The sequence below is a fragment of the Enterobacter sp. UPMP2061 genome (assembly GCF_053709615.1).
In genome coordinates this window covers 281,422-293,925 of record NZ_JBSKJP010000001.1, presented here as the reverse complement: position 1 = coordinate 293,925, position 12,504 = coordinate 281,422, and the positions used below count along the sequence as shown (strand labels likewise).

Annotated in this window: 13 protein-coding genes; 6 read left to right on the top strand and 7 right to left on the bottom strand. The window is 46.7% G+C overall.

Going from position 1 to position 12,504, the window contains the following annotated elements; all coding sequences use genetic code 11:
* The first annotated feature begins 80 nt into the window (after positions 1-80).
* The 3 genes from ACWKXX_RS01410 to ACWKXX_RS01400 all read left to right on the top strand — a co-directional run bounded on the left by ACWKXX_RS01410 (position 81) and on the right by ACWKXX_RS01400 (position 1,854).
* Complete coding sequence (locus ACWKXX_RS01410; protein ID WP_003858850.1) at positions 81-962, top strand: LysR family transcriptional regulator; 882 nt, start codon at positions 81-83, stop codon at positions 960-962.
* Positions 963-1,264: 302 nt separating this feature from the next.
* Positions 1,265-1,372 (top strand): ash family protein, encoded by a 108-nt coding sequence (locus tag ACWKXX_RS01405; RefSeq protein WP_157843337.1) that lies wholly within the window; start codon positions 1,265-1,267, stop codon positions 1,370-1,372.
* A gap of 26 nt (positions 1,373-1,398) precedes the next feature.
* Positions 1,399-1,854: a hypothetical protein gene (locus tag ACWKXX_RS01400; protein WP_045142667.1), complete on the top strand. Its 456-nt coding sequence runs from the start codon at positions 1,399-1,401 to the stop codon at positions 1,852-1,854.
* A gap of 251 nt (positions 1,855-2,105) precedes the next feature.
* On the opposite strand, the gene ACWKXX_RS01395 is transcribed toward ACWKXX_RS01400, so the two are convergent.
* The 4 genes from ACWKXX_RS01395 to ACWKXX_RS01380 all read right to left on the bottom strand — a co-directional run bounded on the left by ACWKXX_RS01395 (position 2,106) and on the right by ACWKXX_RS01380 (position 7,939).
* On the bottom strand, positions 2,106-5,738 hold the full coding sequence (locus tag ACWKXX_RS01395; protein WP_196277483.1) for a YobI family P-loop NTPase: 3,633 nt from the start codon (positions 5,736-5,738) through the stop codon (positions 2,106-2,108).
* 398 nt (positions 5,739-6,136) lie between these two features.
* Positions 6,137-6,739, bottom strand: coding sequence for a site-specific integrase (locus ACWKXX_RS01390; RefSeq protein ID WP_045344561.1), 603 nt, complete (start codon positions 6,737-6,739; stop codon positions 6,137-6,139).
* A gap of 190 nt (positions 6,740-6,929) precedes the next feature.
* Positions 6,930-7,325, bottom strand: coding sequence for a VOC family protein (locus ACWKXX_RS01385; protein ID WP_045344562.1), 396 nt, complete (start codon positions 7,323-7,325; stop codon positions 6,930-6,932).
* Positions 7,326-7,336: 11 nt separating this feature from the next.
* Positions 7,337-7,939: a TetR/AcrR family transcriptional regulator gene (locus ACWKXX_RS01380; protein WP_045344563.1), complete on the bottom strand. Its 603-nt coding sequence runs from the start codon at positions 7,937-7,939 to the stop codon at positions 7,337-7,339.
* A 138-nt stretch (positions 7,940-8,077) separates the two neighbouring features.
* On the opposite strand from ACWKXX_RS01380, the gene ACWKXX_RS01375 reads away from it, so the two are divergent.
* The 3 genes from ACWKXX_RS01375 (at position 8,078) to ACWKXX_RS01365 (ending at position 10,134) form a co-directional block, all read left to right on the top strand.
* Positions 8,078-8,824 (top strand): SDR family NAD(P)-dependent oxidoreductase, encoded by a 747-nt coding sequence (locus ACWKXX_RS01375; protein ID WP_045344564.1) that lies wholly within the window; start codon positions 8,078-8,080, stop codon positions 8,822-8,824.
* A 90-nt stretch (positions 8,825-8,914) separates the two neighbouring features.
* The gene (locus ACWKXX_RS01370; RefSeq protein WP_048242175.1) at positions 8,915-9,397 is read left to right on the top strand and encodes a nuclear transport factor 2 family protein; all 483 of its coding nucleotides are present in this window, start codon (positions 8,915-8,917) and stop codon (positions 9,395-9,397) included.
* The gene (locus ACWKXX_RS01365; protein WP_045344566.1) at positions 9,394-10,134 is read left to right on the top strand and encodes an SDR family oxidoreductase; all 741 of its coding nucleotides are present in this window, start codon (positions 9,394-9,396) and stop codon (positions 10,132-10,134) included. Before ACWKXX_RS01370 ends, ACWKXX_RS01365 begins: the two co-directional genes overlap by 4 nt.
* A gap of 56 nt (positions 10,135-10,190) precedes the next feature.
* Here ACWKXX_RS01365 and ACWKXX_RS01360 read toward each other — a convergent pair whose 3' ends face one another.
* From ACWKXX_RS01360 to ACWKXX_RS01350, 3 genes are all read right to left on the bottom strand, one after another.
* Positions 10,191-11,186, bottom strand: a complete 996-nt coding sequence (locus ACWKXX_RS01360; RefSeq protein ID WP_251993203.1) for a saccharopine dehydrogenase family protein — start codon at positions 11,184-11,186, stop codon at positions 10,191-10,193.
* A 93-nt stretch (positions 11,187-11,279) separates the two neighbouring features.
* Entirely contained in the window at positions 11,280-11,681 is a 402-nt protein-coding gene (locus ACWKXX_RS01355; RefSeq protein WP_032611598.1) for a VOC family protein, read from the bottom strand.
* 14 nt (positions 11,682-11,695) lie between these two features.
* Positions 11,696-12,439, bottom strand: a complete 744-nt coding sequence (locus tag ACWKXX_RS01350) for an SDR family NAD(P)-dependent oxidoreductase (protein WP_045344568.1) — start codon at positions 12,437-12,439, stop codon at positions 11,696-11,698.
* Positions 12,440-12,504: the final 65 nt, after the last annotated feature.

The window sequence follows — 12,504 nt, the reverse complement described above, 5'->3', positions numbered from 1 at the left end:
TATAAAGGTTAAATAAATGTTGACCCGATTCAGCAGAGAGTTCCAATATAGAATCCATGCTGGTTTGAGATGTTTTTGATATGGAACTTCGTTATCTGCGCTATTTTGTCGCGGTAGCACGCGAGCGACACTTCACCAGGGCGGCCAAAGCGCTGGGTATTTCACAGCCTCCTCTGAGTCAGCAGATCAAACGGCTCGAAGAGGAAGTGGGCACGCCGCTGTTCAGGCGCCTGACACGGGGCGTGGAGCTGACCGAAGCGGGAGAGGCCTTCTATGAGGACGCCTGTAAGATACTGGCGCTGAGCGATGCCGCGCTGGAGAAAGCCCGGGGCATCGCGCGCGGGCTGAACGGCAGCCTGTCGATTGGCATCACCAGTTCAGATGCTTTTCATCCCAAAATCTTCGCCCTGATTCGCCAGTTTCAGGTGCAGAACATGGCGGTGCAGGTTCACCAGGTGGAAGCCAATATGTCGTCGCTGACGACGATGCTGGCGGAGGGTGAGCTGGATATCGCCTTTGTGCGCCTGCCGTGCGAGAGCAGCAAGGTGTTTGAGTTAAAAATCCTCGATCGGGAGCCGATGGTGGTGGCGCTGCATCGCGATCATCCTCTGGCGGCATGTGGCGATCTGGCGCTGGATGAGCTGCGGGATACGCCGGTGGTGCTGTTCCCCCAGGAGGTAGCACCGGGGCTGTATGACCGCGTTTACGGCAGCTGCGAGCGGGCCGGGATCGATATGCAACACACGCTGCAATCCTCACAACTTTCCTCTTCCCTGAGCATGGTCTCCGCTGGCGGCGGGTTCGCGCTGGTGCCGAAATCCATGGCCGCTATTTCTCCGCCGAATGTCACCTACCATGCGCTGCGCTCGCCGGAGCTTTATACCGATATCGCGCTCTGCTGGCGGCGTTTTGAACGCTCGCGGACGGTGAAACGGTTTCTGGCGATGATGAGCGAGGGGTAGCTACGGTGTGGCTGTGCCCGGCGGCGCTGCGCTTGCGCGGGCCTACGGTTCGTGTCGCGGATAGGTTGGCTGGTTGGCGGTTTTGTAGGCCGGGTAAGGCGCAGCCGCCACCCGGCAATGCCCTTTGGAAGCCGCCTCGCAAACTTTTAAGCAACCTTATGTAATTCAGGGGCATCCCTTTTCATCCCTTCTTCGCGGTTTTAAAGTGCCTGCGTTGCGGCACATCCGTAACCGGGCGTAGGAACCCGTTAGCATAAAGCGATATTTTTTGTCGCGACAGCGCATATCCCGTTAGAATCACGGTGGCGCTGACGGAGCAGTCGAAAGGCTGGCCGTTTTTCTTTATGCACGGTATTCCTACCTCCGTCAGCGCTACCCCCTCTGAGCGTAGGAACTCATCGGGCGGTTAACATTTTTTGCATAAAGAGGATGCCTTATGGCTACTATCCCTGGATTTTCTTACGCGCTTACTGAAGAAAGCGCTCTTCATCACCTTCTTCACCTGCAACTTCCCGATTCTGCGGATCTCTTTGAATTGGCTGACACCTGTGCGGCGTACGTAAGCGTACTGGTGGAAACGGACGATGCGGTGACATTTGCCACGCTCTGTAAGCAACTGCTGGCTGCGCTAAAACGAATGCGTGAGCGCTGTGACTCGGAACTTCCGCCGTATCTGGTGGAACAGCTAATTGCGGGGGAAAAGATCGCCTCCTGCGTACCGGACTGCTGGCAGGATACGGCGTTGCAGGTGGATTATGCTGTGGCGTTAACGCTGGCGGTAATGGGCGGGACGTTGCCTGTGAGCGTGGCGAAAGAACTCACCGGGCTACTGCATGATATGGTCTGGCTGCTGGCGGAGTTTGTGAAGGAGCCTTATATAACGGCGCACTGAGGCGGGTGATGGGAGGCCGGGGCTCTGCTGGGGTAAAAAGCAGGATTTCGGCCTTATGCATAATGCAATGTGGTTTGTTGAATGTCCGTTAAGAGCGAGGAGCGGACGCTCGCATCTTTCCCAACACACAGAGGGCTTAACGAACACCTAGGAGTACATGTCAACTGAGAAAAAGTCAGATTAGCTACGTAAGTTTCAGCGTAAAAATTGGGCACTATAAAAGTGCCCAAACTGTAGAAAAATACATAATGCTATGTATCTGAGCCAAACATTGAGCGCCGCCTTGTTATTTTATAATAAGTGGGATTTTCATCATCCACCTCAAAATCAGAGAAGAAATGGTTATCTCGTAATGCTGTTAATAAAATTTGATTAGTTGTATCAACTTCAATTTTAGGTTTGCCTCGCCCCAAAATTTTACTGAACTCCGATAAACCAAGCAGATCAAGATACTCTTTGCAAGTCGTCTTACTCAAATCCTTACCCGGCAGCAGAGCGATTAGCAGTGCTATTTTATTCTGCATATTCAGTCCCTCTGCGACAAACAGATCTTTTAGTAACAGCTCAGCAACATCATCAGGGTTTGCTATCAATGTCGATATATCCTGTATTGCTCTGATCAGAATGAGTGACTGAGTAGAGGTTCCCCAATTTTTATAAGATGACGTCAAGCTTAATAATTCGCCTGAATTAAAATTATTCTCTAAAATATAATCATTAACGACCGGAGGGTATTTTTTATCATGAATAGTTAATGGTACTTTAATCAATTCGAGTAACTTAATTTTCAAATCATCATCAACTTTCCAAGAAAGAATTGATATGGCTTCATCTAAGACAAAATTATCAATTGTCATTAACTCAACGTAGGTTTGGATATTTTTCTTAATGTAGTAGGAGTTTTGTTCAGGATAATTGTCTCGTATGAAATCAAGTGAACTAAGACTCATACGAATAATGTTCTTATCCACTAATATTTTAAATTTATCACCAGCAATATTAGCAGTGCCAAAGGAGGTCGGATAAATCCTATTTAGCGAGCAAATTAATTCATCATATTTATTATTTGATAAATCATTACAGACAATAATCGATCTAAATAATTTGATTCTCTGCTCGTCTTCGAGGTCAATTTTTTTAAAATCAAGCTCGGTATCAGTTCTATTGATAAATTCGATAAGTGAACCATCCAGTCCATCAACATGTTCAAAGTAAGAAACAATATTTCCCTCAGAGCAAATTGCTCTATCTTTATCCAACAAAGATGACCATAAGGATTCGCTCTCAACCTCACTCAGAGAGGTCACGAAAGTTTGCAAAGAGTTTATATACTGCCCTTTTTGTTCATCAGTTATTTCCTCATTATTAAGAACGGATAAAACAATGGCTTCATCATCCACGATTGATCCATCACAACTAGATAAAACCATATCCAGATAGTCACTAATATGGTTATTAACATAACTAGCCAAGGGGGAATCAGGCTGTGACATAACTAGGGTATAGTTCTTATGGCGAATATCATCTTCACTGTTAAATGTGTAAACCTTACTCAGCATTAAGGTCAGGTTGGCAAAATTAATATCATAAAGTGAATGCTGATAAACCGCATCAAAGAGTACTTTATTTGCGCTTTCGAATTTAATACTGACAAATGAGACATTAAGCAACTTAAAACCACTGATTAACTTGTCAACCTTCGGTTCTGATATTGCTAAATAATCCGACGAGTCAGAGAGGTAATCAGTCAGACAATCATCAATGTTAATAGCCTCAATGGCGTTACTGGCAGAATAATAAAGTGTGCCTATAGAGTAGCGTTTAACCCAATCAGCAGAAAATTCACTATCGGTTAGCGCATAAGAAAAGAATTCAGGCCACTGCGTATTTAATCGATTGATGAAGCCTGACTGAGCCCTCTCAGTTTCAAAGTAGCTACGAATAAACTCAACTCTTCTATCTTTTCTTAGTTGTTTGAATAAACGTTCTATTAAGTTTACTTGGGCTGGCGTTTGAAGCAGATAAGCTAATAGATCAAAATTAAGCGCCTCTTCCTTTTCAAAATCCACTTCTCGAAGGCGGGTAACGACCAGTTTGGGGTTCTTGAGTTGATAAGTGAAATCTTTGCCTTTTTGATCGGTAATGCTGCGTAAAAACATCTTATCATTTCGACTCAGGCTATTTTCATAAAAATAGGTCATATAGTCGGTATAGGTTTCATCAATATATCCATCACGAATAAGGTATTTAAGCAAGTCAAAATACTCACTACTTTTTATTTCATTAAAATCTCTTTTTTCTCCAATTTCATTAGTGTAGGTGAGCTTAAATATTTCATCAATGTTTTCTCTTGTTATTATTTCTTTAAGTCTTTTATTCCTAGAGTCAACCAAACTATCTCTTGATTTTGATATAAGTTCATTGATTTCTTCTATTTTTCCATTGGTTTTATTTTCAACACTTTCCCTTCTAGCTGCTCTTCTCTTTTCTATATCAGCTTTCTCAGCCTGATTATAGTAATGATGACTGTTATATTTAGACAATTCCTTATCATATATAGCATCAACCTCTTGGCTAGAATTGAGCATTTCATTCTTGATTACCTCAATCTCCTTTTTTCTATCGCTAATGTATTTTTCTATATCTTTTATCTCTTTTATAATAAGATTATCCCGTTCACTAAATATGGAATAAACCATACCTTGATTAAGTTGTAACTCACTAAAATCTCGTGGGAATATATTTTTATAGGCAATAATGGCCAGCATTTTATTACAGTCAAGTTCTGTTGTATTTAATTTATTGTAATAAATTTGAAATTCATTATAAATGTTCTTCAATATTCTCATATCATCAATATACAGAGACATCCCTTGTAGGAATCTTTCGTTGAACAATTTGAGAATACCACCATTGTTAAAATGTGAGATAAACTGATCGTAAGAGTTAGAACTATCAACAACAGGAATAACTGGAATGATATAATCAAAGAATTTGGTTCTATCCTTTGAAATGAAGATATCATCACGAAGCAAGTAAATAAAACGTAACGTCGATTTCTTGTGCCCTGCCAGGGTTCGTTGAATATTAACCAGTCTATTCACTTCATGAAGACGTTCAAAGATATGATTGCTATTAAAACGATCCATGTCTTCAAAAATAATGGCATCAGCATTAACATTCTCGAAAAGGTATAATACTTCATTTAAATACCGATCAAAATAAGACTCTTCGCTCTCTTCGAAAATCTCTATTTCATTGCCTTGTAAATTTATTTTTTTAAGGACATTGCGATTTTTTTGGGTTTTTATTAATTTATAAATAAAGATGCAAGAAAGGATTGTAGCTATAAAACCGCTAATTAATAAAGAATCGTGTCTAGTAGATAATGTTAGTAGTGTCTTTGCAACTCCATCAGATAAAAGTGAAACAAAGTCACCCCATTTATTAAATAGAGTAATATGCAGTGCCGTGGCGATAAATAATACCGTGAAGATAGTATTCATCACAATGCTGCTCGTTTTTACTTTTTTCTTTACTTTAAAATGCGTTTGGGGAATATCTTCAGCATTAATTTGGTGAATTAACTGGTTTAGAATTTTACCTTCTAACGCGGTTTCACTCATGACTCTACCGGGTTCATTAGTTTCAGCTTCCTCCGTCGCTCTGAAATGGGCAAGTGAAATATGAACAAACTTTATATTCGAATGACTTTTCTTATAGGACTCTACAAGACTACTTTTTCCTGCACTATATTGCCCTGATATAGCAACATTTTTTAAATCGTCATTGGCAAAAACAAAATCTATCGCATTTTTATATATACCCAGCTCAACATCGCTTATCGGTGTTAGCTTTTGAAATTTATAGCTGTCATCACTCATTGATATCCCTTCCCCATCTTCACCGAGAGACCTACTTCTCGCAGTTAATCAAACAAAATCATACCTATAAAAGTTAGCGTTATTATACCAGAAACAACGCTAAAGATTAGCTAAAGCCAGTTCATTTTCTTCAGCTATCCCTCTGATTTTACTCTATTGTTAGCACAGATTATGCCTGAAAGCCTTGTTCGTAAAGAGCGCGATCGTAAGTCATGTAAAACATGACTTTGCAATTAGGCGCCACTAAAACATAGCTGAACCGTGACAGGCTCAACAGAAATCTCAGAGTTCAACAATAGGGCAGTATTGTCTGCCAGAGTGGGGGGGCCAATATCGAAATTACATGCGACGACAACGACTGTTTTTGGCACAGGGCTGCTGTTGCAGCCCTGACAACCTTAGACTTCAATCGATTCAGATATCTCTAACGCATCATCGACTTCGATGCCCAGATAACGGACTGTGCTTTCCAGTTTCTTATGGCCCAACAGAATTTGTATCACCCGGAGATTCTTGGTTTTCTTGTATATCAAGTAAGGTTTTGTTCTTCTCATGGAATGTGTGCTGTAAAGCGAAGCTTCGAGACCAAGCTTTTCTACCCACCCATGAAAAATTCGGCTGTATTGTCGGGTTGATATGTGCCGGTTAGTTCCGATCCGAGACCGAAACAAGAAGTCTTTACTGTGCAAATTGCCAAGCTTTATCAATGCAGCAACAGCTTCTCTTGTCCCTTTGGTTATCTCAAATTGCACAGGGCTACCGGTTTTCTGTTGCAGCACCGTAGCTCTGCTTGAAACCGAGCTACCATATGCAACATCAGATACTTTGAGGCTCACCAGATCGCAGCCTCGTAGCTTACTGTCTAAGGCCATATTGAACAGAGCTAAATCACGCGTTTTACCTTCCAGTTCAAGCCGGATTCGGATCCCCCAGATATGAGATATCTGAAGTGGTCTTTTTTGGCCTATGATACGGTCTTTATTCCACGGTGACGTGTTCATACTCAAATCTCCTGCAATGTGGGAGATTTGAGTATGGTTGTCCTTTATGAGCGAGGTGCGGACGATTTTGGCGTTAAGCAACGCACATGACAAACCACGAAGCGAGCAAATCCGGGCAAAAATTTCGCGTGTCATTTCCACCCAGATTAAGCTGCGGGTTAACATAATAAGCGTAGCATGGACGACTTGATTAACTTACCTGCTGGCAGACGACTTCCAGATTATTACCGTCAGGATCAAAAACGTACGCTGCATAGTATTGTGAATGATAATGCTTACGAATTCCCGGTGCTCCGTTATCTTTCCCGCCCGCCAGAAGAGCCTGTTTCCAGAACTGATCCACAATGCTGCGCTTATCAGTAGAAAAAGCCAGATGCAACGATGCACCGGTTTCCTCATTGTCATGCAGCCATAACCGGGGGTAGCCCTGCGGCCCAAGCCCGTAACGAAAACCGCCGGTTCGTGTTTTGGCTGGCTCCTGGGTAATAACCAGCCTGAAGCCTAACGGCTCAAGTGCCTGCTGATAGAAGCGCAGCGATAACGGCGCATTTTTCACTGAAATCTCAAGATGGTCGATGGCAGACATAAAAACTCCCGTTATGTGTCAGGGTTTAGACTGAGTAACGCAGCAAAAGCTTGCCCGTTCATGCGGGCCACTTTTAACAGGCGGGGACGTGATAAGCCGGTGACCGCCGCAGCCGAAAATCCGCGCAGTGTGGTGACGACGAAATCGCTCAGTTCTTTCGCTCTTTCCGGTTCTGACTGGCGGATGTAATCTTCAATAAACAGTATTCCTGGTCTTGCATACTGGTTTGCCAGTTCTCGCGCCTGTTCATCGTCAGCACGCATACCTTCTGCGACGAGGCATCCCCGCTGCAGCGGAGATTTCACGTACAGACGCGCGGCCGTGATAAATAATTCTTCAATGGCTTCGGCCAGAGAGCGTCCGGCGATGAGGATCTTATCCGCCGGCAGGTTGCCTTCATCAACGTATCGCGCAAGGCACCGGCCAAACAGGCCTGCTTTACTGCCATAGGCGGCGTAAAGGCTTGGCGGATTAATATTTAATGCTTTTGTCAGTTCAGAAATACCAACAGCGTCATATCCTCTCTGATGAAACAGTGCCTGAGCTGTCTCAATCCCTGCTTCCCGGTCAAATGCACGCCTGCGTGTCCTGACGTTATTTTCTGTCTCACTCATATGCTCATTACCCGGCTGTGCCCGTAAAAATATACGGCTATTTTACGCCATTATTGTAGTGGTCGCTACAAATTAATGGTGACAGATTATCTGCTTCTGTTTATAGTGACCACTACATAAAATGAAGGGGGAGCGCAAATGAACCAGCCACTCAAAGGCAAATTTGCCGTAGTTACTGGCGGAAGCAGTGGTATTGGCCTGGCTATAGCCAGACGCCTGATCGATGACGGTGCGGACGTGGTGATTACTGGAAGAACCGCAGTAAAACTGAATCGGGCAGTTATGACGCTGGGAGAAAAAGCGAATGGAGTTGTGACTGATGTCAGCAGTAGAGCAAGTCTTGATGAACTTTACCAGCAGATCAAAACAGCAACTGGTCATATCGATATCCTGGTGGCAAATGCAGGGGGCGGTATTCATGCGCCTCTCGGTCAAATAACTGAACAGCAGATTGATGAACAGTTCGCGACCAACGTTAAAGGCGTGGTTCTGACTGTTCAGCAGGCGCTGCCTTTGCTTGGACAAGGCTCCAGCGTGGTCATCATCGGTTCAACATCCTCCTTTGATCCCGGACCGGCAATGAGTATTTACGGTGCAACCAAAGCCGCAGTGCGCAACATGGTCAGGAGCTGGGTGGCAGAACTCCATGGTTCAGGCATTCGCCTCAACATCGTTAGTCCGGGGCCGACGAACACGCCTTCTCTACGGGCTGCTTTTGGCGATAAGGCTGAAGAGGGACTTGCCTTCCTTACCGCGAAAAGCCCGCTGGGCCGTATCGGCGAGCCGGAAGAAATTGCTGCCGCTGTGGCATTCCTGGCCAGTGATGATTCAGGCTATGTGAACGGCATCGAGTTATTCGCTGACGGTGGCGCATCGCAAACCTAACAGGCCCGGCCATAAACCTGCACGGTGGCACACAACCATCGTGTTCCTGTTGTATCTCGTTTTTTCCATGAAACAAAAGGAAACGCTATTATGTATCCGCAAAATGAAAAAGATCTGGTCTCTGTTCTGCAGGCTGAGCGCGACATTACCCGTCTCATCAACTCTTACCCTTATCTGCTCGACAGTGGAAAATTTAGTGAAGTTGCAGGACTTTTACGCCATGCCACGCTGGAGGTGCCCGGTCATCAGATTACGGGCAGGAATGAGATTGAGAGATTTCTGTCGTCGGGCATTCAGCTGCACCAGGACGGCACGCCTCGCACCTGGCACGCCGTCTCCAATATTCTGGTTGAGGGAAACCCCTTCAGCGGTGAAGCTTCAGCGACCAGTTATTTTACCGTTCATCAGGAACTGCCCGGCTTCCCCCTGCAACCGATTTGCACTGGTCATTACAAAGACCGCTTTGCACTCATCGGCGATGAATGGCAGTTCGTACACCGTGCCGTTGTGCCTCATCTGATAGGGGATATCCGGTTTCATGTCAGCGGTGCAAATGCAGAGGCAAATCTATGACTGCGAAAACATCGGATAACCGTACGGCACTGATTACGGGAGCCAATAAAGGCATTGGACTGGCGATCGCAAAAGGACTGGCACGGCAGGGATTTCGTGTCTGGATCACAGCGCGCGATCGGCGACGCGGCGAAGAGGCTGTTCAGCAACTAAAGGCAGAAGGACTCACTGTCCAGCTACTGATAATGGATGTAACTGACGACGCAAGTGTACAGCAGGCAGCGGCAATTTTATCGGCAGTCACTGACAGGCTGGACGTACTGATCAATAACGCAGGCGTGTTGCTTGATGTCTCAGCTACGCCGAGCCAGACACGTTTATCAGACATGAAAAACACGTTTGAGGTTAATTTCTTCGGTCCGGTACGGGTAACCCAGGCGTTTCTTCCCCTGCTTCAAACAGCAGAAAATGCCAGTGTTATCATGTTGGGAAGCGGTCTGGGATCTCTTGCTCTGATTACTGATGAGGCATCAATTTACTCAACCGTAAACCTGCTCAGCTATAGTGCCTCAAAAGTGGCGCTCAATGCGGCCACGGTGTGTTTTGCCAAAGAGTTAGCCGAACAGGGCATTAAGATCAATGTCGTCGAGCCGGGTAACGTCAAAACCGATCTCAATGGCAATACCGGTGCGCTTACACCGGAACAGGGGGCGATGCCGGTTATCAGGCTAGCACTGGCGGAAAGACATGGCCCGACAGGAAAATTCTTTGGCCCGGAAGGCCGACGACCCTGGTAATTCATTTTCACAAGCTCCTTCCGGAAAAAACGGACGGAGCTTGTATTTCCTTCTTTTCAGCGCAGAGCTTCAGATGTCGTAATCCGGGTATCGGCGATGGTTTCGGCAAAGTGTTTGCCGAATAGCGCCGCCGGTGTCTGGAATCCCGGACGATATTCTCCCGCCAGCACTCTGCGCCCGGCTTCGGCAGCCGCCAGCGCAGTGAAGCTATATCCATTAACCGCATCCAGTAGCATATGCAGGGTCTCGCCATCTGCATTTAGCACTTCCGCAACGGCCTTATAACGACTGGCCTCACGTTCCTGAGCTGTCGGGCCATCGGGCAGTTCAGCCAAATTGCCCTGCGGAAAACCCTCACCGGAAATATGTACGAAAGTTTTGATATCAGAAATGCCAGTCGCTTTCCAGACGGTGATTACATCAGGAAGCGTCACAGGAAAACAGGCCTGCAGACCGTTGCCAAAATCGAAGCCCCGCAGCTCACCTGACTCGCTCTGCATCAGCTGGCCGTTACGGCGAATCAGGCACTGGGTTGATAAATTCTCAGCTGCGCTTACCGCAGAGCCGCGAGACATCGTGCCGGTGATATGCAGCGCCAGTGAGATACTGGCCGGATTTTTGACCCGCGTGGCCGCGTGAGCTGCGAGGCATCCCAGCATTGCTACGCTCCCGCCACAGCCAGGAAGCAGCATAACGCCCGCTGAAGAAGCGGCTTCATCGAGGATTTCTGCAAGCTGGTAACTGTCCAGTTCGGCAGCCACATCAAGGTAGTGTACCTTCTGGCGGATTGCTGCCTCCATTAACGGCCGTGCGGTATGCAAAAACGGACCGGCACAATTTAAGACAGCGTTAATATCCGCTAAGCCACCATCAATGGTGTCAGGATTATCCAGCCTGAAAGCCCGGAAAGGGACATCCAGAACAGACGACATCGCTGCCAGTTTTTCCCGATCGCGCCCGGCAATAATTATCTGCAGGCTGGATTCCAGCGCATGTCGTACGATCATACTGCCGGTATAGCCTGTCGCACCGTAAATCATGAGTTTTTTCATACAGAAATAGCATCCTTAAAGCGGAATGATTAAGGTCGGCATTAGTGGGGTTACACCCATATAAAATTTTTTCTGGCCAGCACCACCCTGTTATCAGCGCCCGTGCTGCCAGCTTTTATAAACAAACTCCAGGCTGTATCCATCCGGATCTCTGACCTGGGCGGCGTAATAGCGCGGGTCATAATGAAGTTGTGCTCCTGGCGGATGAATTTCTGTTGCTCCCGCCGCGATTGCTTCTGCATAAGCCTGGTTAACCATCGTTTCAGAATCCGCCGCGAACCCCACATGAACGGCCTGCGGACATGGCATTCCTGGCCTAAGCCAGAAAAATACGCGGCCACTGGCTCCAAATCCCTTAAGATCGGGATGGCCTGACGGGCCATCGCTGCCGTCATAATCGTGGCGGTTGATGATGCCGAGAAGAGGAAGCACGCGTTCATAGAAGGTAATTGAGCGCTCGGTATCGCTTACGGTAATAAAGATATGGTCCAGCATAAAAAGCTCCGTTGTCAGATGTTATAACCGCCCGCGACTTCGATCGTCTGTGCATTAATCCAGCCGCCATCGGCTGTCAGTAATCCGGCGATAACACGGGCAACTTCATCAGGTTCACCAATTCGTCCAAGTGCCGTTTGTCCGGCGAGCAATGCTTCAAACTCATCACTTAGGCCCCCTCCCAGTTCAGTACGGATCGGGCCTGGCGATACGGCGTTTACCCTAATCCCCCGTTCACCAAACTCTTTGGCCATATAACGTGTCAGCACTTCGAGGCCACCCTTAAAAGTGGCGTAAGGTGCCACACCAGCGGTCGCCACGCGGGTGGTGGCACTGGTGAGATTAACAATAGCGGCATCCCGCTGAAGAAGTGGAAGCAGCGTCTGAGTTAGAAAGAAGGGGCCCTTCAGATGCACATTCATTAAGCTGTCAAACTGCGCTTCAGTCACGGTTTCAATGGGGTTATACAAACCATATCCTGCATTGTTTACCAGCCCGTTCAGTCCCCTGGCGCCCCAGTGTGTCTCCATTGTCATAGCCAGTTGTGAACGAAAAGTACTGAAACTGCCGACATCCTCTAAATCCAGCCGCAATGCTAACGCGCGTCCCCCCTCGTTTTTAATCCGCTTAACGACCTGGCTGGCCGCTTCCGGCTGGCTATTCCAGGTGAGAATGACGCCGTAGCCGCGATGTGCACATTCAATCGCCGTACTGGCTCCGATGCCGCGGCTTCCGCCGGTAATCAAGACATGTTTCATAAAAGCTCCTGACAGAATGGATGACGAGTTCAAGATTACGCACAGCACCAGGCTCTGGCTCCTGT

Coding starts and splice junctions, on each gene's coding strand:
- ACWKXX_RS01390 (WP_045344561.1), bottom strand. CDS start 6,739: ATGAACACGTCACCGTGGAATAAAGACCGTATCATAGGCCAAAAAAGA.
- ACWKXX_RS01350 (WP_045344568.1), bottom strand. CDS start 12,439: ATGAAACATGTCTTGATTACCGGCGGAAGCCGCGGCATCGGAGCCAGT.
- ACWKXX_RS01365 (WP_045344566.1), top strand. CDS start 9,394: ATGACTGCGAAAACATCGGATAACCGTACGGCACTGATTACGGGAGCC.
- ACWKXX_RS01385 (WP_045344562.1), bottom strand. CDS start 7,325: ATGTCTGCCATCGACCATCTTGAGATTTCAGTGAAAAATGCGCCGTTA.
- ACWKXX_RS01370 (WP_048242175.1), top strand. CDS start 8,915: ATGTATCCGCAAAATGAAAAAGATCTGGTCTCTGTTCTGCAGGCTGAG.
- ACWKXX_RS01375 (WP_045344564.1), top strand. CDS start 8,078: ATGAACCAGCCACTCAAAGGCAAATTTGCCGTAGTTACTGGCGGAAGC.
- ACWKXX_RS01355 (WP_032611598.1), bottom strand. CDS start 11,681: ATGCTGGACCATATCTTTATTACCGTAAGCGATACCGAGCGCTCAATT.
- ACWKXX_RS01400 (WP_045142667.1), top strand. CDS start 1,399: ATGGCTACTATCCCTGGATTTTCTTACGCGCTTACTGAAGAAAGCGCT.
- ACWKXX_RS01410 (WP_003858850.1), top strand. CDS start 81: ATGGAACTTCGTTATCTGCGCTATTTTGTCGCGGTAGCACGCGAGCGA.
- ACWKXX_RS01380 (WP_045344563.1), bottom strand. CDS start 7,939: ATGAGTGAGACAGAAAATAACGTCAGGACACGCAGGCGTGCATTTGAC.
- ACWKXX_RS01360 (WP_251993203.1), bottom strand. CDS start 11,186: ATGAAAAAACTCATGATTTACGGTGCGACAGGCTATACCGGCAGTATG.
- ACWKXX_RS01395 (WP_196277483.1), bottom strand. CDS start 5,738: ATGAGTGATGACAGCTATAAATTTCAAAAGCTAACACCGATAAGCGAT.